Raw genomic sequence first — 25475 nt, forward strand, 5'->3', positions numbered from 1 at the left:
GATAGGCAATGAGGTCTGGCATGCGCAGTTTGCGATGGTGTTCTTCAGTTCTGCTGGCGGTGTTGTCTACTGCGGCACTTTCGGTGTCGGCACAGTGTGTGTCGTTGACCACCTTGGGTTCGGCATCCACGCAGAACTTCGACACGCTGTCGAACACGGCGGGTTCGACGACCAACAACCTCACGATCACCGGCTGGTTCATGACCGAAACCGGTGGTGGCGCGCGTGACAACGAGCAGTATGCAGTTGATACCGGTGCGTCCAATACGGGCGATACCTTTAGTTACGGCGCAGCGGCAGCTACCGATCGCGCTCTGGGCGGCCTGCAATCGGGTACCTTGATTCCGGTTTTTGGTGCCTGTTTCACGAACAACACGGGCCAAACCATCACCAGCTTGGACGTCGCCTATACCGGCGAAGAGTGGCGACTTGGCACGGCCGCTCGTGCCGACCAGATTGATTTTCAGTTCAGCCTGAACGCGAACGATCTGACTTTGGGTACCTGGACCGACGTGAACACGCTGGACTTCAACACACCCGACACGGCGACCACGGGCGCCAAGGACGGTAACGCGGCGAGTTCTCGGACAGCCCGGAGTTCGACCATCAGCAGCCTCAGCATCGTCAATGGCGCGACGTTCTGGATCCGGTGGACGGATGTCAATGCCAGTGGTGCTGACGATGGGCTGGCGGTTGATGATTTCTCGCTGACGCCGCAGGGGGCTCCTGCGCTGCCGAACTTGACGATCAACGACGTGACTCTGGCGGAAGGCAACGCCGGTACCACGAGTTTCCTGTTCACGGTGAGCCTGAGCGCGCCTGCTGGCCCGGGCGGCGTCACGTTTGATATCGCCACGTCGGCCGGTTCCGCGACCACCGGCAGTGACTTCAATGGCTCAAGCCTCACCGGCCAGACGATCCCGGCCGGGTCGAGCACGTATGCGTTCACGACTTTGGTCTTTGGCGATACGAGTCTGGAAACGAATGAGACCTTCTTCGTCAACGTGACCAACGTCGTCGGCGCCAACGCGACCGATGCGCAGGGTCTTGGCACCATCAACAACGATGACACCGTGCCGGTGTCGGTCACGGCCGTTCCGACCAGCATTCAAGAAAATGGTGGAGCGCCGTTGTTCTTCAGCTTGGCACCGCAGGCCTTGGTGCCGGTGAGCCTCAGTGTAAACGTCGTTCTGACCGGAACGGCGACGAACGGTGTCGACTACTCGACCAGCCCGATTCCGGTGGTGATCCCGGCCAGTTCGGCGTCTGCGTCGCTGACCGTCACCCTGGTGGACGACGGCATCTTCGAAAACAGCGAGACCGTCATCGCGACGATTCAGCCGGGCACCGACTACACGCCTCAGGTGGGCGGCGATGTCGCGACGGCAACGATCACCGACCCCGAAGACCGTCCGACTGCGAATTTTGCGACGGCAACCGCGACTGTGGCCGAAGGCAACTCCGGCACTAACAATTATTCGGCCACGGTGACGTTGAGTGCCGCGGCGGCAGTTGCGATGGAAGTCAACTACAGCACCGCCGATGGCGGCGGTGCCAACCCGGATGCCACCGCCCCGTCCGACTATACGAACACTTCGGGCACCTTGAGCTTTGCGATTGGCGCCACCACGGCAGACATCATTGTGCCGATCGTCGGGGACACGACTTTCGAGTCGAACGAAGACTTCGAGATCGGAATCTCCAGCCCCGCGCCAGCAGGGGTCGAGGGTCGCGCGCCGCTCGGTATCACCGCATCGCAAGTGGTCACCATCACCAATGACGATGCCGCGGTGCCAGAGGCATCGATCGCGGTTGTGCCGGCCAGCCAAACAGAAGACCAGATGCTGTTCGAATACACGGTCACATTGAATCCAGCGCCTGCGGTTGACACCACCGTGAGCTTCGCGGTCTCTGGTACGGCTACAACCGGCGTAGACTTCCAGAATCTGGCTTCGACCACCGCGTTTTTCCCGGCGGGCCAGACCACGCGGCTCGTGCCGGTCTTTCTATTGAACGACTCGCTTGCCAATGAAGGCGGCGAAACCATCGTGCTGACCCTTGCCGCAGGCAGCGGCTATACCGTCGCGGCTGGCAATGACGTTGCGACGGCGACGATCGTCGACGACGACACGGCATTCATCTCGGTCAGCGTGGCGCCGGCCTCGGTCAATGAAGACGGTGCGGGCAACCTGACGTACACGTTCTCGACGAGCAATGCATCCGTCAGCCAGATGGTGGTGGACTTCTCGCTGACCGGAACAGCTACGAGCGGCAGCGATTATGCGGCGAGCGGCTTGACGGTCACGTTCCCGGCCGGGTCGAGCGCGGATCAGACGATCACGGTTGATCCGACAGTCGACGCGACTGTGGAAGCTGACGAAACGGTGATTCTGACGCTGCTGCAAGGCGGCGGTTACGCGCTCAGTATCGGCAACGAAATCGCCACCGGCACGATTCTGAACGATGACTCGGTGACGGCCAATATTGCCGCCGTGGTCAGCTCAACCGCGGAGAACAGCGGCAATCCGCTGACGTTCGACATCACGCTGGGGCAAGCGCCCTTGGTGGCCACGACGGTGAATTTCGCCGTGTCGGGCACCGCGACAGCGGGCACAGACTACCCAACCGTGGCGCCGCAATCGGTCACGTTCCCAATTGGCGTGACCACGCAGACCGTGAGCATCACGCCAACTGGTGACACCACGGTTGAACCGGGCGAGACCATCGTCCTGACGTTGCAAGCCGGCAGCGGCTATACGTTGGGCGGCAACACCGTTGCCACGGGCACGATCGGCAACGACGACTTTGAGGCCGACCTGTCGTTGTCCATCGTCGACAGCCCAGATCCTGTGCTGCCAGGCGGACAAATAGCGTACGTCATCACGATCAACAACGCCGGTCCGAGCATTGCTGATGACCCGAGCTTTGCGTTCCCACTGCCAGCAGGGCTCACGAGCGTGTCGTCCGTGATCCCCGCAGACTGGACGTGCACGGCGCCAGCCATCGGTAGCAATGGCACGTACGCGTGCACGGCGTTGTCACTCGATCCAGCGGAGTCGGCGGTCTTCACGATCAATGCGTTGGTGCCGGCCGATGCCATCAGCGGCACGATTTACTCGGAAACGGTGACACTCACCGCAGACACGTTGGACCCGGTTCCCGGCAACAACGCTGCCACGCCGGTCAGCACCACGGTGCAGGTCACGGCAGGGCCGGCCACGCCGGTGCCGAGCCTCGATGCATTCGGTCGGCTGCTGCTGGTGATGTTGATGATGGGCTTGGTTTGGGTGGCTGGACGGCCGCGCAGCTGACCCAAGCTGAGTCTTTAGTCGTTGACACGGGCACCTTCGGGTGCCCGTGTTCGTTTCGTGGCGTGTGAAAAGAGCGCTGCGCAGAGCCGGGCTCTGGTCAGCGTCTGCCTCCACCTAGCTCGGCCGCTTCTCGAATCCGGTATCTGGCGCTCGACGATGAGGTCGCGCTGCCAGTGCGCCGTGCCAAGGCGCCGGTTGGGCAGTGCTATCATTCCAAGTTGTCCAGATTAATTGAAACAGGGGTTAACTATGCGCGTACTGAGTTGGCGTTCCTTGGCGCTGCTGGCGGTTTTGTCGACCGCGGCATGTACGATTTCAGCGCAGTGCGTGTCGCTGACCACGTTGGGCTCGGCCGCCACCCAGAACTTCGACACGCTATCGAATACGGCTGGCTCGACGACGAACAATCTGACCATCACCGGCTGGTTCATGACCGAAACGGGCGGCGGCGCGCGTGACAATGAGCAGTACGCGGTCGACACCGGTGGTTCCACGACCGGCGATACCTATAGCTATGGTGCTGCCGGCAGTACCGAGCGAGCCCTGGGCGGTTTGCGATCGGGCACCCTGATTCCGAATTTCGGCGCGTGCTACACGAACAATACCGGCGCAACTATTGGCAATCTCGCCATCGCCTACAACGGCGAGGAGTGGCGTCTCGGTACCGCCGCACGGACCGATCAGATCAACTTCGAATACAGCACCAATGCCACCGATCTGACGACCGGCACCTGGACCAACGTGGCCGCACTGAATTTCATCACGCCGGATACCGCCACGACCGGCGCCAAGAACGGCAATGCCGCAGCCGATCGCACCGCGCTCAGCAGCACGATCAGCTCGCTCAGCATCGCCAATGGCGCGACCTTCTGGATTCGTTGGACCGACGTCGATGCCTCAAGCGCCGATGATGGTTTGGCGGTCGATGATTTCTCGCTGACACCGACTGCCGCCGTGGTGCCACCAAATCTGACGGTCAATGATGTCAGTCTGAACGAAGGCAACGCCGGCACCACCAGCTTCACGTTTACAGTGAGTCTGAGCACACCAGCGGGGCCGGGTGGGGTGACCTTCGACATTGCGACGGCGGACAATACGGCCAACCAGCCCGGTGACTACACGCAGAAGTCGCTGACCAGCCAAACCATTCCAGCTGGGTCGAGTACCTACGCTTTTACCGTGCTGGTCAATGGTGATACGACACCCGAGGCCAACGATACCTTCTTTGTCAACGTTACCAATGCGGTCGGTGCGACCGTGCTCGATGGCCAGGGGCAGGGCACCATCGTCAATGATGACGTCGCGCCGAACCTGACGATCAATGACGTCAGCTTGGGCGAGGGCAATAGCGGCACCACCAGCTTCATTTTCACCGTCAGCCTGAGCGCGCCGGCGGGTGCGGGTGGCGTCACGTTTGATATCGGGACTGCCAATGACTCTGCCACCCAACCGGGTGACTACAATCTCAATTCCCTGACCGGCCAGACGATTCCAGCCGGATCGAGCACTTACACGTTTACGGTGCTGGTCAATGGCGATCTTGTCGCCGAAGGCAACGAGAGTTTCTTCGTTAACGTCAGCAATGTCACCAACGCGATCCTGACGGATGGGCAAGGCCTGGGTTTGATCGTCAACGACGACTTTGAGGCGACGATCAGTGTCGCGCCCGCGAGCACGTTCGAAAACGTCGGACCACTGACCTACACCGTGATCCTGAATCCAGCGCCGGTCTTCAACACGTCGGTCAACTTTGCCGTGTCTGGCACTGCCACATCAGGCAGTGACTACAGCGCGATTGGTGGCACCAGTGTGACCGTACTCGCCGGCCAAGCCAGTGCCACGTTGCCGGTCAGTCTGATTGATGATGCGCTCAGCAACGAAGGCAATGAGACGCTCATCTTGAGCTTGCTGCCGGGGGTGGGTTACAACGTGGTTGCGGGCAACGATGTTGCGACCGGCACGATTAGCGATGACGACGTCTCGCAGATTTCAATCTCGGTCTCGCCGTTCCAATCGCTTGAAGACAGCGCCACCAATTTGACTTACACGATCACGAATACCGCGCCATCCGTGACGCCGATCACCGTTGGTTTGGCCTTCACCGGCACTGCAGACAATGGCATTGATTACACAGCGAGCGGCTCCTCCGTGACGTTTGCTGCGGGCTCGACCACACCGCAAACCATCACGGTCGCCCCAACCGTGGATGTCAACGTCGAGTTGGACGAGACCGTCATCGTGACGGTGCAACTGGGGGCAGGGTACACGCCCAATCCTGGATCGGAAGACGCGACCGGCACCATCCTCAATGATGATCTCCCGCAGGCGAGCATCGCTGCGGCGACGAGTAGCGTTGCCGAAGACAGCGGCTCGCCCTTGATCTATCAGATTGCCCTGTCGCAGGCACCGGTTAGCAATACGATCGTCCAATTCAACGTCACTGGCACGGCTTTTGGGGGCATTGATTACCCGACTGTGGCGCCGACCTCTGTGACGTTCTTGGTCGGCGAGACGACGAAGAACGTGAGTATCACTCCAACCAGCGATCCCGGGCTGGAAGCCGACGAAACCGTGGTGTTGAGTTTGGTGTTGAGCAGTGGCTATACCCTTGGCGTCAACGACTCGGCAACCGGCACGATCGTTAATGACGACACGACCAATGCAAACATCGGCGCCCTCAGCAACTTGGTTAACGAGGACAGCGGCACAGCACTGAGTTTCCAAATCACCTTGACGCAAGCGCCGGTGGCGGCAACCACGGTCAACTTCCTCGTCGCTGGTACGGCCAGTGCTGGCTCGGATTATCCAAGCATCGCGCCGTTGTCGGTGACGTTTCCGATTGGCAGTACGTCGCAAACGGTGACTGTCACGCCGACGGTCGATACCACGTTGGAAGCCGATGAAACCGTCGTGCTGACCTTGCAGTCCGGTAGCGGCTATGCGCTCGGTGCGAACACGAGCGCCACCGGCACGATCGCCAATGATGATTCGACCCTTGCCAACATTGTTGCCAGCACGAGTTCGACGGCCGAGAACAGCGGCACGGCACTGAGCTTTGACATCACCCTGAGTCAGGCCCCCGTGACGGCGACCACGGTCGACTTCAGCGTGAGTGGTACCGCCATTCCGGGCACCGATTATCCGAGCATCGCGCCGTTTTCGGTGACGTTCCCGATTGGTGCCACGACGCAGACGGTGAGCGTGATCCCGACGGGCGACGCCACGGTCGAGCCGGACGAAACCATTGTGCTGACGCTGCAAAATGGCGTCGGCTATTTCCTCGGAGCCAATACGGCAGCGACTGCCACCATTCTGAACGATGACTCGATCACCGCGAACATCAGTGCGACCACGGCCAGCAGTCCCGAAGACAGTGGCACGGCATTGGTCTACAGCATCACGTTGTCGCAGGCGCCGCTGGTTGCGACCACGGTGGATTTCGGTGTGTCGGGTACGGCGACTGCGGGCAGCGATTACCCAGCGATCAGTCCGCTCTCGGTCACGTTCCCCATTGGTGCTACGGCGCAAACTGTCCTGGTCACGCCGAGCAGCGACACGACGCTGGAAGCCGACGAGACCATCGTGCTGAACTTGCAAGCTGGTGTGGGCTACACCCTCGGTGGGAGCACCGTTGCGACGGGCACGATTGTCAACGATGACGCCAGCCTCGCGAACATCGTGGCGACTACTGCCAGCGTCACCGAGAACAGCGGCAATGCGCTGAGCTTTGACGTCACCTTGTCGCAAGCACCGATTGCCGCGACCACCGTCAGCTTCACCGTCACCGGCACCGCAACGTCGGGCACGGACTACCCGGCGATCGCGCCGCAATCGGTGACGTTTCCAGTGGGCGTGAGCACACAAACGGTCAATGTCACGCCGACTGGCGACACGAGTGTCGAAGCCGATGAAACCATCGTGCTGACCTTGCAATCGGGCAGCGGCTACGCGCTGGGTGCCAACACGGTCGCGACCGGTAGCATCGTCAACGACGATTCGCTGGACGCCACGATCACGGCCAGCACGGCGATGGTCGCAGAGAACAGTGGTAACGCACTGCGCTTCGATATCGCGCTGTCGCAGGCACCGATTGCCGCGACCACCGTCACCTTCGGCGTCTCGGGTAGCGCGAGCGCGGGCACGGACTATCCGACGATCGCGCCGCAATCGGTGACGTTCCCGATTGGCGTAACCACACAGACCGTCACCGTGACGCCAATTGGCGACACCACGTTGGAAGCCGATGAAACGGTGATCCTGAGCTTGCAGGCGGGCAGCGGCTACAACCTCGGCGCAAACACCACCGCAACCGGCACGATCAGCAACGACGACTTCTCGGCAGATCTGTCGTTCACGATTACCGACAGTCCGGACCCGGTCTCGCCGGGTGCGCCAGTCACCTATGCGATCAACATCAGCAATGCTGGTCCGAGCCCGGCCGATAGCCCGAGCTTCAGCTTCCCGCTACCTGCGGGCCTGACTTTCGTCTCTTTGAGCAGCGCTGCGGGTTGGACCTGCACGCCGCCAGCAGTCGGCAGCAATGGCACCGTCACGTGTTCGGCAACGGCGCTGGCCGCAGGACAGTCGGCGGCGTTCTCTCTGGTCGCACAAATCCCGGCAGGCGCTGCGATTGGCACGATCTACGCGGGTACGGTGAGCCTGACGTCCAATACGCCCGATCCCAACCCGGGCAACAACAGCGCGACCACGGTCAGCACCACCGTGCAGACCGCTGGTGGTCCGGTCACGCCGGTGCCGAGTCTGGATGTCTTCGGACGCCTGATGCTGATGCTTCTCGTGCTCGGTGTGGCGGGGCTCGCCAGTCGGCAGCGGCTGTAAATCACCGTCATCCAGAAACAGAATACGGGCACCTTCGGGTGCCCGTGTTCATTTGGCAGTGATGGCGATGTCGGCGAGACGTGCGTGGCGATGGCACGCGGAGGTGCCAGGCGATCTGTTGGCCTCGCAGCAGGGCAGACACAGGGGTCGGCCCCGACGGGAATATTCGAGGCGGCGAGAGAATCTGTTGGCTGGGCTCAGCGTTTGCTCATCCAAATCACGACAACGAGCGCAGGTAACGCGATGAGATCGGCAATCACCACGCGCAGCAATGCCGGGTTCACGGCGTCGCGATTCAGACCGGCCAGTACCAGAAAACCCAGCACGCTGAGCAAGGTCATCCCTGCGGTCGGAATGCGCCAGTTCGGCTGAAACACCGCAACCAGCAAGCCCATCGCAAAGACGCCGAACAGCAGGGCGCGATGCTGCAGCAGCAAGACCTCGGTCGGGCCGAGGTCTCCGGGTCGGTAGAGCGTCTGCAGTCGCTCGGCACCCAAGACTCCGGCAACCGGCAGCAGATGGATCAATGCCGCCAGCAACAGGCAGGATTGAACGACGCGGTCCTGGTTCACGCGGCGACCGGTGTGCGGCTAGCGGCGTTGGCCACGGTGGATCGGTACCAACCCGCAGCCTGCAACACCGCGAACGTGCCGGTTGCGATGGCGTGGATCGCGAGCAGGATCAGTCCTTCGCTGCTTGGCTTGGCGCCCAGCCAGCCAAATGCCAAGGCAATCGCGGCATCGGCCCACAGCAGATTGCCGATGACAATCGCCGCGATGCCGAAGCGCGCCAAGTGTTGACGACCCGAAAGCCAGATCAACAATGCTGCGTAAGGCAGGCAGACCAGACCGGTGATCAGTATCAGGCTCGCGGGCAACGCGGTCCGCGCGGCCAACGTGCTGACCAATAGCGCGCTGAATAGTCCAAACGGCGCCGAGACACCGGCGTCAAGTTTCAGCGCGAAACGGAGTAGGGAACTCGGGATCAACATTGTCATGACACACTCCAGGTTGGGGTGTGCGCATGCTGCGTGGAAGCGTGCAGCAAAGCGATTACCTATTGGGTCAAGTCAAGGCGCGGCGCACTGAATCGCGGCAAGCAGGCAGATTCTCGGAATTGCCGCCATTACCTCCCAGATCATGGGCAGTGCGCACGCCTCCTGGCATGATCCCGCGGACGGCAAGGGGTCTCCCAATGCGAACACGGTTGGACTTCGGTACAGCACTCAAGCAACGGCGGCAGCAATGCCGGTTGAGCCAGTTGGCGCTGGCGACTGATGCTCGTATCTCTACCCGGCATTTGAGCTTCATTGAAACGGGTCGTTCGCGGCCGAGCCGGGGCATGGTGTTGCATCTGGCGGAATTGCTGAGTCTGCCGCTAAGACAACGCAATGAGTGGTTGCTCGCAGCCGGATTCTCGCCCGAGTATCCGCAGCACACACTGGACGCACCGCCGATGTCTGCGGCGTTGGCGGCGGTTGATCTGGTGCTTGCCGCGCACGGACATTTGCCCGCCATTGCGGTGGACCGGCATTGGAACATGCTGAAGGCCAATGCGGCAGCCGGTTTGTTCTTGCAAGGCGTGGACGCCACGTTACTCGCGCCGCCAATCAACGTGATTCGATTGAGCCTGCACCCGTTGGGACTGGCATCGCGGATTCTGAACCTGGAGTCAGTCCGCGCTCATATCCTGCATCGCCTGATCGTGCAGTTCCGGCAAACGGGCGACCAAGGATTGCTGGACTTACACGAAGAGATTGCCGCGTATCCGTCGTGTCCCGATGCGCCGGGAGCCGTGGCCACGAGTCCGGATGAGCGCGTGGTACTGCCGATCTGCCTGCAAACACCGCAAGGCGTGTTGCGTTTGTTTTCGACCATCACCGTGTTTGGTACGCCGGTGGAGGTCACGCTCGCAGAGCTTGCGGTCGAGGCGTTTTTTCCAGCTGATATCGAATCAGCGGCGCTGTTGCAGACGTTGGCATCTGCAGTCAGCCCAACCTGACCCTAGTGATGAGTCGCCAAAAAAAGAAGTCCGGCCGGAGCCGGACTTCGGGTTGGGTGTCGCCTGAGCGTGGAATCAGGTCGCACCGCGTTGTTTGAACCCCGAATGTAGCAGGCTTGATCAGGGCCTGTGTCAATTCGGGTAACGATTGCTCAGCGGAACGCTGCCACCGTCGGGCCGCGCGTTCGCAGCACGCGGGTATTGTCATTGAAGTTCGCCGTGCCGATGGCCACGCCGCTAATCGTGTAGTTTGGCGAGGAGAACGCGCCAATGCGGGTGCAGCTTGGGCAAGGACCGTTATTGACGGCCATGACCGTGCGGCGGCTGACGCTTGTGATCACATAACCGTGGCCATAGGCATAAGGTGTCGTGGTCGGGTCGTTGTCATGGCGCGTGCCAATGACATGGCCGGCCTCGTGCACGAACGTGTAATTGCCGGTCATGCAACTCGGCGACATCACGTAGTACGCACTGGCGTTCGATGTGGCGATGCCGGCCGCTTGGCCACAGAGCGTGGAACTGGCGGGTGCCACGTACGCCACGATGTCGGCCGTATTGGTATTGCGCTGGCCCGCGATCGCATCATAGAACCCATCAGAACCATTGGTCAGGCGCGACAGCATGGTCGTGTAGTTGTTGGTTTCTGATTGCGTGTAATACTGAATCGACCCGGCCTGCTGGAACCGAATGTCGGTGTTCGTTGCGGCCAGGGCGTTGTTGGACTCGGTAAACGCCAGATCCACCGTTTGCTGATCGTTGCCGATGGCCGAAGCCGCCGCCGGACCAAATGCCACCATGACGCGAATGGTCGAAATGGCCTTGGCGTTCGACTCCACCCAATTTCGATCCATCGCGCGCGGTGGCGGTGCATGGCGGACCATCTCTGCGTAAGCTGCGGCGTCTTCATCAGGCAGAAACTTGCTCTGATCGACTTCAATCAACGCATGCTGACCCTTATCGACCGGCACGAGCCGATACAGCGCGCCGTTGACGCGAATGTTGGCCAGAATCGTGTCGCCGGAGCGAACCGCGATAATGGTGTTCTCGTTGGCATCGAGTGCCTGACGGCCCTGGGTGTCGAGGCCCTTGGCGACGCCAGCATCCAACTCGCCGATCCAGACTTCATTGCCACTGGCCATGGTTTCAAAACGGCTTTGCAGCGCGTTGATACTCAGCCCACCTGGCAGACTCAGCCGTAAATCACGCGTTTTCGCGCTGATCAAGTTGGCATTGGCGCGGACCAGTTCGATCCGTTCGTTCGATGGGTCTTGAGCAACTTTGGCGAGCATTTCCCCGGGTGCGATGAACTGTTCGCGATTGCCCGAGGGCGTGAACAGATCATCGGCAGCAAAGGCGGTGCCAGCCGCCAACGCTGCGTTCAAACAAAACGCAAGACGTGCAATCTTCATTGGTTTCTTCTCTTTGATGTTTGCGTGTTGCGGCGTCTGCCAGGCGCGAATCCATTCTCCCAATGCGCTGACAGCCCATCGAAGATACACAATTTCTGCTGGGAAAAAATCGGTTGCGTCACTTTTTTTGGTTGTGCGGTGCAATAGGTGAAGGCTCAGTGAGGGACGTCCGTGCCATCATGGCGCGCGCCCTGTTCGCGATCCCAACGAGGTCCAGCCCATGTATGAGAATCGACGCCAGGCGCCCTTGACGCACCGGCATTTTGTGGGCCGCGTGGTCTCGCATCTCGGGTTTTCTGCCCTCCTGATCGTGGCGTCGATTGGCGTCGGCATGCTCGGCTACCGCTACTTTGAACGCCTACCTTGGATCGATGCATTCTTGAATTCAGCCATGCTGTTAGGCGGCATGGGACCGGTGAACATGCCCGTCACCGCCGGGGGCAAACTGTTTGCGGGCGTCTACGCGCTATACAGCGGACTCGTGTTCATCGTCACCGCAGCATTGATGTTTTCACCGATCCTGCATCGGGTGCTGCATCGGTTTCATTGGCCGGATTAGTGATCGTGGCATGCAACCCTGTGTCCGCATTCGGCATCGAACCTCGTTACCGGGTGTAGACACCCTTGCGAGACGCATCATGTTGAAGCCACTGTTGTTTGCCCTATTGTCGGTTGTTCTGTTACCCGCGGCGGCCGACGATACGCCGTCATTGCGCGATTACCTCAAGCAACACCAAGCGACCATTGCGATGGATCAGGGGCAATTGTCGGGTCCAGGCGCGGCGCCCCTGTTGGCGGCGGCCCGCGCGGCGCCGTTCATTCTGATTGGCGAGGACCATGGTTTTGCGGATGTGCCGCAGTTTGTCGTGGCGCTCGATCGGAGTTTGGGCACGGATGCCACCGATGGACTGGTGCTTGAGATCGGCCCGTTGGCGGCGGATCGTTTGCGCATGGCGCATCAGGCGGGTGACCTGACCCAGGTCGCGCGCCGCTTTCCCGGGTCGGCTGCGTTTGTGGAATGGCGGGACGATGCCGCGATGGTCGCGCACTGGTTGGACGCCGGGAAGGTGATTGCCGGCGTCGATCAGGAGTTTATCTTGTCGATGCCAGCCAACCTGGCGCAACTTCGGCCCTTGGTTCCGGTGTCACAGCGGTCGGTCATCGATCAGGCCATCAAGGCCCAGTCTGAATTGGAAACCAAGATGCGGGCAACCGGAGACGTGAGCCTCGCGGGGTTGCTGCATCTGCAGGATGCCGATGTTGCGGCGTGGCGCCATGCAGTGGCGTCGGCGCCATCTGCCAAAGCGACTCGGATCATTGATGCGCTCGCGGACAGCGCACACATTTACGATTGGAACAGCTCCGATCCGGCACGCTCCAATCGTGAGCGCGCTCGCTTGATGAAGCGCGAATTCATGGCTGCGTATCGTCAGGGTGATGCCACCGCGCAGAATCGCTGGATGTTCCGGATGGGCGCCTATCACGTCGGTCGCGGCTTGAGTCCCACCGGGCAGTACGACCTTGGCAATCTGGCGAGCGAGCTAGCTGAAAGCCGTGGCCAGACCTCGCTCCACTTGTTGGTGTTGCCGCTGAGTGGTCAGGTCAATCGGCGGTTGCCGGTGATGGCCGATACGACCTTGGAGGCAGTGCCTTATGATGGTCGTGCGGAGCTTGCCAGTGTGACTGGTGAGCCGTTCCTTGATGCCATCAAGGATCAGCAGGGTTGGGCGATCTACGATCTCCGGCCACTGCGGGCAATGCGTACGTTGCGCGAGCAAGGCGGCAGCAGCTTTGCGCAGATGGTCTACGCGTTTGACTTTGCGGTCATGATCGATGTGGCCAAGCCGGCGCGTGCGCCATGATGCTGGGTACCGACTTGCCGACCAATCCCGCGCGAATCAGCGCGGGCAGTAAATGCCATGCAGCGTTTTGATGATCGCGAGCACCGGTCCCGGGACCAATGAGTAGTACACCGTCTGTGCTTCTTTGCGCGTGTCGACCAGGCCCTCGTCGCGGAGTTTTGCGAGGTGCTGGGACAAGGCGGATTGGCTCAAATCGATGTCGGCGTTGATCTGACCGACCGAGCGCTCGCCTTCGGCCAATAGGCACAGCACGCGCAGACGTTGCGGATTCGACATGGCTCGAAGCAAGTCCGCAGCCTGTTCGGCACGGGCGTTCAGGGCAAGGATGTCGGCAGCGCGTGAGGGCATGATGGTTGGTTGATCACGGTTGCGCGGATCTTAGCAGGGGTGTCGCCCGGGCTCTGAACCGGGGCCAAAAAGCGGGTTGGCGCACTCGTTTGGTCGAATGCACCGCGGTGATCACGCTCTGCTGGCGTCGACGAGTCACCAAGTTTGTCACAACGAAACGGAACTCAGTCCTTCAGCAAAAGCAGACCGCGTTCGAGCAACTGGTCGAACGTGGATTCGAGCGCCGGATTGACGCCACGCACGCGGTCGACCACGGCCTTGGACCAATGGAGATACTCGATTCTGCGCGCGCTGTCCCAATTGGCAGGCGGGGCGTCGAGGATGTCCTGCACGTTGCAGATCTTGTCCGCCAGCTTGACGAGTTTGGCTTGGCGCGACGCATGTCCAGCGTGTTCGATCTGCAGCTGTTTCCGCTCGGCTTTCGAGAGCGTCTTGTCATCCGTCACTTCCTGCACGATCGCGGCAATGTCCGGGCCAAAGTGCTGCGTCAGTTCGGCGACCGTGGTCTCGGTGTCTTCCAGCGTATCGTGCAAGACGGCGGCGCACAGCACGTCCAGATCGGTGACGCCGCCCAGATCGGCCAGCGTTTGCGCCAGCGCCACGGGGTGATTGATGTAGGGCGACGCCTCGGCGTCCTTGCGGCGCTGATGGCGATGCTTTTCGGCTGCAAAGGCCACGGCTGCAACGAAGCGAATCGGAACCGCGTGTTGGTGGTTCATTCAATCTCCCGGCTGGAGGCGCGACGTGGCGCCGATGCGCTGCATGATTGCAGACTGCGGCCGGCTCGGTGCGGCAAATCCGTGCCAAATCGAGCCTGAACGCGGGCCGGGGGTAGGCGCGGCGCGGCAAGATGCGTGGATAGCGGTCCGGCAGCCTCGGCGCGGTGGTATGCCTTGACACGAGCTCAAAATGCCATATACTGAGCACGTACTCAGTGAGCGGTAAGTCATCCAATGAGCAAACGAGCCGAGCAGAAGCAATCGACGCGCGAACAACTGCTGTCCGTCGCCCGCAAAACTGTGGCGGAGCAGGGGTTTGCGGCAACCTCGACGGCTGCCATCGCCAAGGCGGTCGGCAAGGCCCATGGGACAGTGTTTGTGCACTTCCCAACGCGGGACGCATTGGTTGAAGCGCTGCTCAACGACATCGGGGCGAGCATGACCGACGCACTGGCCACGATCCCGGACGGGTCGGATGTCGGTGTGTCGGCCGTGATGGACGCGCATCTGGATGCGTTGTTGGCAAACGAAGCGCTCTACGCCCAGATCTTGCGCGAATCCACGCAGTTGCCGGCCGCCGCACGGGCGCGGCTGTTTGCGTTTCAGTCCGGCGTGGCCTGGCGAATGCGTGCAGCCCTCGCGCGCGACATCGACGCCGGTCGCTTGCGCGCAGTTGATCCGGCCGCGGTCGCGAATCTGTGGATCGCGCAATGCAACCACTACTTGATCAATCGCGACTTGTTCGCACCCAACGAGATGGTCTGCGCGCTGCGCCGTGACGAAATCAAAGCCAATCTGCTCGCCCTCTTACAACCCTGAAACCATGAGGCCAATCATGTCCACACAACACTGCCCCTCCTGCGGTTCTTGCGGCTTTCCGATGCAGGCAACTGCCGACTTTGCGGGTGGCAACCCAAACGCCGCGTTTTGCAGCACCTGTGCCGATGCGAACGGCGCGCTGAAGCCGTTTGATGAAGTGCTCGCCTTGAATGCCGACTACCTCGCACGCGAGCAACGGATCGAACCCGCCGCGGCGCAAGCGATGGCGCGCGCCCTCTTGTTGGCGAGCCCGGTCTGGCAGAAGCAAGGCCTGCACCACTAGCCCGGCAGGCGCGCCGACGATCCGAACCGCCCCACACGTTTGATACAGGAGTCACCTATGCCGCATACCACCTGGCTTGCTTCCGTATTGGTTCCAATGGCGCTGAGTGCCACAGCAGCGCTACCCGCACCAAACGGTGCCGTGGCGACCGCTGCGCTCAAGGCGCGACACGCTGAGCGCGTGAGCGTCCATGCTGATCCTGTCCGAATTGCAACGGCGGCTTGGATCAGCGATGACATTTTGGTCATCGATGCCGATGGCGAACGCCGGGACCGATCGGGCTTGCAGCAAAGCCTCGCAGTGCTCCCGCGATTTTCGGTCTTGGCGTCCGAACAGGTTCTTGTCCGCCAATTCAACCAGGCTGCGATCGTGCAGTCGCTGTTGCTCGGTACGACCGACGGCAAGCCAGAACGTCGACGCAATACCGACGTGTATGTCTGGGACAGCAATCAGTGGCAGTGGGTAGCCGGGCAGCAGACGCGCCTGAAACCGGGTCTGCCGGAAGCGATTCAACATGCTGACGCGCCGCAAGTGATGCCCTGGACAGGGGCCGATCCAAGCGGTGATCCAATCGCGGTACTGACGGCTTTGAATGACGCGTATGTCGACGCCTTTCGCCGCGCCGACGTAGGCTGGTACGACGCGCACTTGAGTCAGGACTATGTCGTGGTGTTCGGCGACGGCACGCTCCACGACCGGCCCGCCGCGCTCGCAGACTTCGCGTTGCCGGTGTTTGCCGAACATCTGCGACACTTTCCGGTTGGCACGGTGCAGGTCCGGCGATTCGGAAACCTCGCGGTCATCCATGCCGAGAATGACTACGAGCGCCAGGATGGTCGCAAGGGCATCAACCGCTACACCGACATCTGGGTGTATTTGAAGGGCAGCTGGCGCTGTGTGTCGGCCCACATCACGGTGTATCGGCCACCGATCTGAGCGAACCGTCGGGGGCAACATGCACTGCGCGATCTGCACGACCTCGCAGAATCGCAAGTAGCCCGCTTCTTCTCGCGTGGGAGTCCAGCCGCTTCTTTGGTGCGCTTATTCGCGCATCAGACTGTCGGCGACGATGCGCGATTCTTGCGACGGCGCAGTGCGGCAAGTAGCCCGCTTCCCAGCCCGCTCCCACTCGCGTGGGAGCGGGGGCGCTTCCTCCCCCGCGAGTGCGGGGGAGGGGGTTACTTGCGGTCAGAATCACCAAGTCATCGCGTATTTGTTGCGAGACGTTGAAGCAGATTGGTCGCGTGTTCTCGATGCTTGTCTGACAGGGGCGCAGCCGGCTTGTCGCTATTCACGACGAACTCGGCATCGAGCCGCGCGCGCTTCCGTGACTCAGTATCGGCCAGTGCCAGCAGACTCTCCGCGCGGGCCAAACGCAACTCACGACTATCCGGATGATCGGCGCCGTACAGCTTCTCGCTGACGGCGAGCGCTTCGTCGAACAAGGGCAACGCGTCGCGGTGCCGACCTTGCAGCGCCCGCCAATCCGCCAACGCCGACGCGGCCGATGCGACCTCAAAGGATTCTGGGCTGCTGATCTGTCGAAGCTTTGCGACGGTCTCAAGGAGTTGCGCTTCGGCCGCGGCGCCGCGGCCCGCCTGACGTTCGGTCAGCACCTGTTGCAGCGATGCGTTCCAGGCATACACCGAGTCCGGCCCCAGTGCCGCGCGGAACTGTTCGAACGCTTGCTGAAACGCCTTGGATGCCGCGTCGAGATCACCGCGGGCACGCAGCACAGCCGCATGCAGAAACACGACGTTGGCGCGTTCCGGGGTGCCTTCGGGCAACAGGCTCGCGGCCTCGGCGAGTTTGGGCTCGGCTTCGTCGAGCCGCTGCATCCGGCGCATCAGATCTCCCTGACGCAACAGCAATCCGGCGAGCAATCGGCGGCTGTCATGTTGGCGCGCGAGCGCAATGCCGCGCTGATAGACCGGCTCGGCCAACGCGTACTGCTGGCGACGGCGCAGGACATCGGCGAGCAAGCTCAAGGGGCGAATCAGCAACGCATGCTCGGGACCATAGACCTGTTCGATGCGTGCAATCAGGCGGCGCGCGGACTGCTCTGCGGCATCGGGCTGATCGGACTGCTCCTGCAGTGACGCGATATCGGCCAGTCGGGCGATGGTCTCTGGCGCATCGTGGCCCAGCACCCGCTCATGGATCGGCAGCAGGGCCGCGGCCTCTGCGATCGCTTCGTCGCGGCGGCCCAATGCGAATAGTGCCTTGCTGTAATGTGCGCGGGCGGCGAGCATTTGCGGCGATTCGGCACCATAGTGCTGGCGTAGGGTCGGCAGGCTGCGCTCAAACAGCGCGAGTGCCTCGGCATATTCACCCAAGCCCATTCTGGCCGTCGCAATGGCGATGTCGACCTCGGCCACGCTGGCTCGGTTCGTCCTGGCGGCATCGGGCTCGGCCGCCCGCAACGAGCGGGCCTCGTTGAGCGCGTCCAGTGCCTTGTCAAAGCTGGCGAGACTCACCTCGATTTCGCCAAGATCCTTCAGCAAGGTCGCGCGTTCCTCCGGCTGTCCGACAAACTGTTCGCGCGCCCGGGCAATGCCGATGTCAATCAATTCTTCTGCGCTGCGCGGCTCTGGCTTGCTGCGTGCCAGCGGGTCCTGCTCGCGAAACAGCGACAGCGAAAACGCCTTGATCGACTCTGCGCGTTGTAGCGCGGACTCGGCTCTGGCAGCCTCGGCCCTGGCGACTTTGGTTTGCCAGAGGGCAACGCTCAATCCGCCCACGATGGCGCTCGCCGCAATCGCCGCAGAAAAAACGCCAACGCGATGGCGGCCGATGAACTTGCGGAGGCGATATGCCGGGCTGTCCAGATGCGCGCGCACCGGGTGCCCATTGAGGTGGCGACGCAGATCATCCGCCAACTCAGCGGCACTCTGATAGCGGCGATCCGGTTCGCGCTTCAGGGCATGCAGCACAATGGTGTCGAGTTCGCCGCTGATCTGACGCGCGAGGCGCACGCGCGCCTGACGCTCGGCCGCATCGCCAGCATTGGACGCCAGCAAGCGCACGCTGGGGGCCGGCAATTTGTGCTGATCAAGCTGCCGTACAAGTTCATCAAGACTGCGACTCTGATGCTGGTTGGCGCGTTCGCCGGTCAGTAGCTCATACAGAATCAGGCCGAGTGCATAGACATCAGTCGCCGTGCTGATCGGTTGGCCGAGAATCTGCTCGGGTGCGGCATAGGCTGGCGTCAGGACCTGGATGCCCGTGCCGGTCAGTGCGTCGTCGTCGACGTCATCGAGCAATTTCGCGATGCCGAAATCGAGCAGCTTGACGTGCCGATCGGCGGTCAACAGAACGTTCGAGGGCTTGAGGTCGCGATGCACGATCAGCCGATGATGCGCATAGGCGACCGCGTCGCATACTTGCAAGAACCATCCGAGCAGATCAGTCACCGAGGGCTTTTGTGCCTGCGCCGCGGCTAGCAAATGTGCGCCATCGACGAACTCCATGGCCAGCCACGACAGGCCATCGGCACTGACCCCGCCATCGAGCAAGCGGGCGATGCCGGGGTGTTGCAGCTGCGCCAGGATCCGACGCTCACGCAAGAAGCGGCGGCGCATGTCGTCGGTGTCCAAACCTAAGCGAAGCAATTTGATCGCGACACGCTGCTCGAAGTCGGCGCCGGTCTTCTGTGCCTCATAGACTTCGCCCATTCCGCCACGACCCACCCGGCGAAGCAACTCAAAGCCAGCGATGATCTGGCCACTGCGATCGGGTGCGGTGGTGCTGTCCGACTCGCTAAACGGCACGGCGAAGCGATGCGACGTGACGTCGAGCACGCCCTGATCACGCGCGTCCTCGGTCAGCCAACGCCGCAGTTCGGCGGCAATCGCCGGCTCATGAGTGTCGAGTTCCTGCAAGGCGCGGGCACGTTCCGAGTCGGGTAGATCGACCAGCGCTTCGAATAGATCGGAGACCCGGCCGAGCGCGCGGGCGTCAAGCCTCATCGTCTTGCGCCCCGGCCAACTCGGCATGCAAGAACGCGCGTGCCTTGCGCCAGTCGCGCTTGAGCGTGCGCTCGGACAGGCCGAGCTTGTCCCCCGCTTCAGAGAGACTCATGCCGCCAAAGAAGCGCAGTTCGACCAGACGCGAGAGCCGCGCGTCGAATGACTCCAGTCGCGTCAGCGCCTGATCGAGCGCGAGCAAGTCCACCGGCTTGCCTTCGGCCGGTTCGACGCCGTCAGTGAGCCCGTCCAACGACGTCACGTCCATGGCGCCGCCGCGCTTCTCCGCCATGCGTGCCCGCACTTGGTTGATCGCAATCTGTCGCATGGCTTGCGCCGCAATGGCGAAAAAGTGGGCGCGTCCCGCCGATCCGAGTGACATCCCACGGATCAGCCGCATGTAGCTTTCATGCACGAGGGAGGTGGCCCCCATGTCCCCGACGCCAACGGTGAGGCGCTGTCGCGCCGCCAGCGCGTGGAGTTCGCGATAGACCACCTCGAACAGCCGGTCGGCAGAGAGACGGTCGCCAGCCTGGGCGCGTTCGATCAAAAGCGTGACTTCGTCCGACATGGGCGTGATGGGTCTGCGGGTTCGGGCATTCCGGCAATGCCCGCCAAGATTACATGGCAGCAGCGCTGCCGCACGCGCAGCGGTTCGCGCTTTGCGCGCGCGAATGGGTGCCGTGGTTGCCGCGGCGGCTCGGTTCGGAGGTCGGAGGTTCATGCAGGGCCCAACACCAAAACCGCGACAAGCGGGCCAGAACGGGTGTGAATCCAGGTTCCCGAAGCCATCCGCGGCCCAAGCGGATCACAGAGGTGCATTCATGGCCCTGAATTCTGGGATTTCGGGTAGCTGAGGAATGGCAGACGGCAGAAGCCGATTTGCTCGACTGCACCCGGACCGGTACCGGGTGCGCGCGACGAATGCGCCGAACGAGCGCGTCGTTCCACCTTAACCGGAAGCCGAGGAGCGGAATCATGAAGACAGATCCATCCGGGCCAGCCAGGGCCCGCATCGCATCGAGACCAGTTCAGGGGCGCCCCAAGCCTCGTATCGGCCTTGCCGCGCGGTGCGTGCTTGCGGCAATCCTGTTGCTGTGGCTCGACAGCGTACCGGCGGCCACCTTGACGATCACGCCCGCAAAGGCCAGCCAGGGCGCGACGATTCGGGTCGTGTCGAGCGGACTCGCGCCGTCGACCAGCTACCAATTGGAGTTCGTCGGCTCGCCGGCCACGAATATCGGCACGGCGATCACCACGGATCCGCGAGGCAGCTTGAGTCGCAGCATCGTACTGCCGGCGCTGCCGGTGGGCATCGGCAAAATGCGCCTCAAAACAACGGGCGGCACGGTGGCCGCCTACAACAGCTTCACGGTGCTGAGCAGCCTGAATTTGACGCCGCTAACCACCAACCCGTCCGCCGGTCAGTCATTTCGCTTTGCGGTCAGCGGATTAACGGCCGGAAACCTGACGGTGCTCTATGAAGAGGCGTCAGTGCTGGGGCCCGTCGTGGTGAGTGACGGGAGCTTCAGCGGCAAATTCATTCTGCCGACCAACCGCCCGGCGAATCTGCCTGGGCCAGCGCGAATTTTACTGATCAATCGGGTCGGCAAGGCCATCGTCAGCCAGCGCGAGTTCACCATCAATGTGGGCGCCAAACCACCGTCGCCGTTCACGGTATCGATCGTCACACCGCCGCCGAATCAAGCGTTGCCGAGCAAGCCGCTGCGTTCGGTCGGTCAGATCAATGTCGCTGCGAACGAACCGGCGCCCGAGAGTACGACGATGTGGTTCACCGGTGACGATGGTCGGGTGTTTCCGCTCGCCGAGGCGCCGGTGCGCCGGGTCGGCAACCAATACGAATACGAGATCGTCGGCGCATCGCCCGGCGCGTTCAGCATGAGCGCTGGGCCGTCGCGCCATGGCAGCCTGATGTTTACCCAGGACAGCACCAATGCGCATGGCCTGATGGTGCGTCAATTCACGGCGGCGAACAACGCCAATTTGAATGCCATTCCCGAGGACTATCGCCAGCTGACGGTCCGCGTGGTCCGGATGGACGGCACACCGATTCCAGGTGCGGTCGTGCAGGTCGAAGGGGCACCCGTGACCGATGCCGACGACCTCGACGGTCCATCTTGGGGATCGATCATGCAGAATCTTCAGCAGATGGGGCTGGCCAATCAATTGGGTCAGTTCATGTTCCGCCTGACCGATGTCTATGGCTGTCCCATTACGCTGGAGCGACAGCTGTCCGGCAACACTGGCCGCGCGGAATTCCTGTTCGCGAACCAAGACCTGATGATTGCTTCGATTCCACGGTTCTATTGCGGCCCAACGGGCTGCCACCCACTTGGCGATCGGGGCCTGTCGCTGGCGATCAACGCGTCTGCCCAGGGTTACGGCTTCCAGTTTCCGCCTGGGCAGCCGAATGAATACGACTTTCTGCCGCATCGCTACAACGTGTTCTTTACTGGTATGGAAACCGACGATACGAGCGACGACACCACCCGCATCGTGGATTGGTATCAGAATGTCGAAATGGCCTCCGGCGGCCGCAACCTGACCTACACGCTGCCGCTGCCGCCCATTCTGCGCAAGGTCGTGCTCTACGATCTTGCGGCGAAGCCTTGGATCGCCAATGGCGTGCGCAATCAGGCGAATGCCAGTGAGGGCTTTGCCGAAGTCACCCAGCAATTCGGTCCGATCAACAGCCAATTGGGGGTCAACCCGGCCTGGATTTCGGAAGCGCTGGGGCAGGGCTATCCGACCGAATTGACGGTACGCACTGATCCGGCCATCACGGGTGAGGTGGCCAGCGCCAAGCTCTTTCTCGATCTCGACCGCAACGGCAGCTACGAATACCAGCGCAACTTCTCCAGTAGTGGGGCGGCGCTCGACTGCTCGATCGACGGGCTCGACACGTCGCTGACGTGGCGCGCACAACTCCCGAACGTGCGCCAGCAAAGCGCCGGTCTGATCAAGGGCTACGCCGAATTCGTGGGCGACGACCAAGCAGGCTCGGTCAAGCAGAAGATCACCGTCAGCATGGTGCAGCGCGATCTGTCGTGGCTGAATGCTTCGCGCATCGATGGTCAGTCCGTGGTCTATGGCGCTGGCGGCCAAAACATGCGGATCACCGCCGAGGAGGACAATGGCGACGCCGATATCCAACTCGATCAGAGTCCCGGCTATCAGATCGGGACGCTCAGGAACCGTACCGAGAACGTGCGTATGCTCGATCTGTTCATCGCCGCTGATGGCGCGCAGACCACGTTTGCGCCGGTCAACAGCAACCATCGGAGCGCCGGTCGCGCGGGTTCACCGACGGCCTTTGAAGCCCCGATTGGTCAGCAACTTTCCGAGCACTACACGCTGATCGACAACAGTTTCCCGTTGTTCTACTACGTCTGGGGCGTGCCGCTGCTCGCGGGGATCGAAGTTGGGGCGAATTTCAACATCCTGGCCGAGATCGACATTGCCGGCAAAACCACCATTGCCAACAACGGCCAGCCGAAGTTGAACATGACCACCACCCCGAGCCTCGATATGGGCTTGAATTTCTACCTGGACATCGACGTGCTGTTCGATCTCGTCGATGGCGGCGTCGATCTTGATGCGGTGTTCGCGTTGGATATGCCGGTGACGGTCGATCCGAGTGCGAACCCGGTCGTGCGTGTCGAAGAGTGCTTCACGGCCTTGTTGCTCTTCTCGTGGCATTTCGAAGTGTTCTGCCTGCCGCTCGATCTGATCTGCGACGCCTTGAACGACATTTCGGGCAGCGAAGTGCTGCTCTCGGATCAGGTTGGCAATGGCTGTAACACGAGCCCGGTGCCGAATTCCGGACTACTGGCGGGCAAGTTCGATGGCTTGCAGGGTCTGCCCGGACAGCGACCGTCGGCCCGTATCCAACCGCGGCAGAGTGTCACCGCCTACTCGCCTGTGGGCAGTGGCCTGATGGCCTTCACGCGGGCCGATCCCACCATGCAGACCGTGCCGAAGCTGGTGGTGCGTCCGATCGATGGTGGCGACTTCGGTCGCAGTCAGGATGAGGTCGTACTGTCGACCGCGCCCGGGATTCGCAGTATTGATCTGGCTTTCTACAACGACTCGCATGCCGTGATGGTGTGGGCGGAAAATGCCGACAGCTACCAGACGATGGCCGCACTGTCGCCGCTGGCGCGTTTGGCCAGGCAACGCCTCATGTATGCCACCTGGGACGGCGAAACTTGGTCAAGCAAGACAGCCCTGACGCCCGTCAGTGGCGGCGAAGGCGGTGTCGATCTGGCGTCCTGTCCCGATGGTGAGGCCGGATGCCCGTCCGGGGGCGAGGTCTTTGCCGTATGGACGCGCGATATGGCCGGCAATATGAGCCAGCATCGCAGCCGCATTTATCACGCGGCCTTCGTGCCCTCGCGCGGCGGTTTCAGCACGCCGCAGGCCGTGGATAGCAGCGCCAGTGCCATGCTGGATACGGCCCCAAGTGCCGCTTATGTTGATGGTGAGCGCGCCGTTGCGTTTGTCCGCAGCAGCAATGGCGTGTTTTCCGATACCGATGCACGTCGGATCGCCTATCGACTGATGGATTCCACAGGGGTGCAAGTGCCGGGCGGACTGCCGGGTGGCGTGGCGTGGCCGAGTATCGTCGGCGATGGCAGTGGCGGATTCATGATTGCGCACACTTATGCCGATGATCCCGACATGTTCGTCGGCAACAAGCAGCGTGTCGCGCTGGCGCGGGGTCAGAACTGTGTGGCAGGCGTCTGCACCGTGACGGCGCGCGCGCTGACCGATACGTTTGGTCGTGCGATTTATGGCGAACGCCCTCAGGCATTGCGTGATGATGCCGGCAACTACACGGTGGTCATGCGCGGCACCGGCTTTGGCAACGACGCCCAGGGCAGCAACACGCGCGATGGCGACCCGATCGGAATGGCCATGCACACCGGCGATCTGATCGCGTTGAACGTGACCGCGAACAGCAACGCCGTGACACCGCTGCCGTTAACTGCCGACGGTGGTGGACACTTTGCACCCCATGCGGCGATGGACCCATCCACCGGACAGTACGTGGTGCTCGGCACCCGTGGCTTGCCGCTCCCGTTCCTGACCCAGAATCAGTATCGCGATGCCCAGAAGTCGGCAGCGGTCGGTAAGGCTGTGCAAGGCAATATCGATGCCGATCTGAGCGTATACAGCATGGCATCCGAGCCAGATCTGCGCGTTGAGGAGGTGGCCTTGAACCTGGGTGCACTGCAGTCGGGTACAGCCTTCACCGCGACCGCCAAAGTGCGCAGTATCGGCGCGAATTTCGTGGTGTCGCCCGTGGCGCCGACCCGCATCGTCTGGTCGTGGGATGCGCCGCTTGATGAAGGCGGTACGTTGATTGGCAGCCGCAATTTGACGTCCATGGCGTCCGGCGATCTGGCCAACTTTTCGTTCAATGCAACGGTGCCGACCGGCTTCAAACCGGAACAGCCGCATCGATTGTATGCCCGCCTGCTGATTGGCAACGCGCCGTTCACGGATGGTGATCTCGGCAACAACGACGCCAGCATCAGCTTGGGCGGTATGCCACTCGTGCAGGGGCTGAACGCGAATGCCCTGGTCGGGACGACCCTCGTGCAATTGAGCTGGGACGCACCGATTGATCCGCTCAATCTGGTTGAAGGATTTCGCATCTGGTGCCATGACGGCGACGGCCAATGGCGACACCTGGGCAGCAGTTTCGAACGGGGGTTCCTGGACCTTGGCGCACCGCTTGGCGTCACGCGGCACTACCGCGTCAGCAGCTACGCCAAGAGCACGCTGGAGTCCCCGCCCAGCGACTCAGTTACCGCCATGGCGACACTCGGTGATGCAATGTTCTCGTCGAGTTTTGAATAGGCATTGTGGTCGCGCCGAAGGTGTGCGAACAAG

16 protein-coding genes are annotated in these 25475 nt (G+C 61.9%); 9 read left to right on the forward strand and 7 right to left on the reverse strand.

Going from position 1 to position 25475, the window contains the following annotated elements:
• Positions 1–20: 20 nt before the first annotated feature.
• Both C7S18_RS01110 and C7S18_RS01115 read left to right on the forward strand, forming a co-directional pair.
• The gene (locus tag C7S18_RS01110; RefSeq protein ID WP_170113042.1) at positions 21–3311 is read left to right on the forward strand and encodes a Calx-beta domain-containing protein; all 3291 of its coding nucleotides are present in this window, start codon (positions 21–23) and stop codon (positions 3309–3311) included.
• Between the two features lie 249 nt (positions 3312–3560).
• Entirely contained in the window at positions 3561–8150 is a 4590-nt protein-coding gene (locus tag C7S18_RS01115) for a beta strand repeat-containing protein (RefSeq protein WP_106889810.1), read from the forward strand.
• 197 nt (positions 8151–8347) lie between these two features.
• Here C7S18_RS01115 and C7S18_RS01120 read toward each other — a convergent pair whose 3' ends face one another.
• Positions 8348–8722: a phosphopantetheine adenylyltransferase gene (locus C7S18_RS01120; protein WP_146151701.1), complete on the reverse strand. Its 375-nt coding sequence runs from the start codon at positions 8720–8722 to the stop codon at positions 8348–8350.
• Complete coding sequence (locus tag C7S18_RS01125) at positions 8719–9147, reverse strand: hypothetical protein (protein WP_146151702.1); 429 nt, start codon at positions 9145–9147, stop codon at positions 8719–8721. Before C7S18_RS01125 ends, C7S18_RS01120 begins: the two co-directional genes overlap by 4 nt.
• A 197-nt stretch (positions 9148–9344) precedes the next feature.
• Between C7S18_RS01125 and C7S18_RS01130 the strand changes: the two genes are divergently transcribed.
• A complete protein-coding gene (locus tag C7S18_RS01130) occupies positions 9345–10151 on the forward strand; it encodes a helix-turn-helix domain-containing protein (protein ID WP_106889813.1) in 807 nt (268 codons plus the stop codon).
• Between the two features lie 152 nt (positions 10152–10303).
• On the opposite strand, the gene C7S18_RS01135 is transcribed toward C7S18_RS01130, so the two are convergent.
• Entirely contained in the window at positions 10304–11560 is a 1257-nt protein-coding gene (locus C7S18_RS01135; protein WP_146151703.1) for a zinc-dependent metalloprotease family protein, read from the reverse strand.
• Positions 11561–11780: 220 nt separating this feature from the next.
• Here C7S18_RS01135 and C7S18_RS01140 point away from each other — a divergent pair, with 220 nt between their 5' ends.
• Both C7S18_RS01140 and C7S18_RS01145 read left to right on the forward strand, forming a co-directional pair.
• Positions 11781–12119, forward strand: coding sequence for a hypothetical protein (locus C7S18_RS01140; protein ID WP_106889815.1), 339 nt, complete (start codon positions 11781–11783; stop codon positions 12117–12119).
• A gap of 79 nt (positions 12120–12198) precedes the next feature.
• On the forward strand, positions 12199–13422 hold the full coding sequence (locus C7S18_RS01145; protein WP_106889816.1) for a hypothetical protein: 1224 nt from the start codon (positions 12199–12201) through the stop codon (positions 13420–13422).
• A 36-nt stretch (positions 13423–13458) separates the two neighbouring features.
• Here the strand turns inward: C7S18_RS01145 and C7S18_RS01150 are convergent, their stop codons facing one another.
• A complete protein-coding gene (locus C7S18_RS01150) occupies positions 13459–13770 on the reverse strand; it encodes an ArsR/SmtB family transcription factor (protein ID WP_106889817.1) in 312 nt (103 codons plus the stop codon).
• A 164-nt stretch (positions 13771–13934) separates the two neighbouring features.
• Positions 13935–14489 carry an HD domain-containing protein gene (locus tag C7S18_RS01155; RefSeq protein WP_106889818.1) on the reverse strand — a complete coding sequence of 185 codons (555 nt, stop codon included), beginning with the start codon at positions 14487–14489 and terminating at the stop codon, positions 13935–13937.
• Between the two features lie 234 nt (positions 14490–14723).
• Between C7S18_RS01155 and C7S18_RS01160 the strand changes: the two genes are divergently transcribed.
• From C7S18_RS01160 to C7S18_RS01170, 3 genes are read left to right on the forward strand one after another with little or no spacing between them, the layout of a single operon-like run.
• Positions 14724–15308: a TetR/AcrR family transcriptional regulator gene (locus C7S18_RS01160; RefSeq protein WP_106889819.1), complete on the forward strand. Its 585-nt coding sequence runs from the start codon at positions 14724–14726 to the stop codon at positions 15306–15308.
• A 16-nt stretch (positions 15309–15324) separates the two neighbouring features.
• Positions 15325–15591: a zinc ribbon domain-containing protein gene (locus C7S18_RS01165; RefSeq protein ID WP_170113043.1), complete on the forward strand. Its 267-nt coding sequence runs from the start codon at positions 15325–15327 to the stop codon at positions 15589–15591.
• 57 nt (positions 15592–15648) lie between these two features.
• Entirely contained in the window at positions 15649–16527 is an 879-nt protein-coding gene (locus tag C7S18_RS01170) for a nuclear transport factor 2 family protein (RefSeq protein ID WP_106889821.1), read from the forward strand.
• Positions 16528–16793: 266 nt separating this feature from the next.
• Here the strand turns inward: C7S18_RS01170 and C7S18_RS01175 are convergent, their stop codons facing one another.
• Complete coding sequence (locus tag C7S18_RS01175; RefSeq protein ID WP_170113044.1) at positions 16794–19559, reverse strand: serine/threonine-protein kinase; 2766 nt, start codon at positions 19557–19559, stop codon at positions 16794–16796.
• On the reverse strand, positions 19549–20280 hold the full coding sequence (locus tag C7S18_RS01180; RefSeq protein ID WP_106889823.1) for an ECF-type sigma factor: 732 nt from the start codon (positions 20278–20280) through the stop codon (positions 19549–19551). The genes C7S18_RS01175 and C7S18_RS01180 overlap by 11 nt, the downstream gene beginning before the upstream one ends.
• A 254-nt stretch (positions 20281–20534) precedes the next feature.
• Between C7S18_RS01180 and C7S18_RS01185 the strand changes: the two genes are divergently transcribed.
• Positions 20535–25442: a fibronectin type III domain-containing protein gene (locus C7S18_RS01185; protein ID WP_146151704.1), complete on the forward strand. Its 4908-nt coding sequence runs from the start codon at positions 20535–20537 to the stop codon at positions 25440–25442.
• Positions 25443–25475 lie beyond the last annotated feature (33 nt).

The sequence above is a fragment of the Ahniella affigens genome, assembly GCF_003015185.1.
GTDB classification, from domain to species: Bacteria; Pseudomonadota; Gammaproteobacteria; order Xanthomonadales; family Ahniellaceae; genus Ahniella; species Ahniella affigens.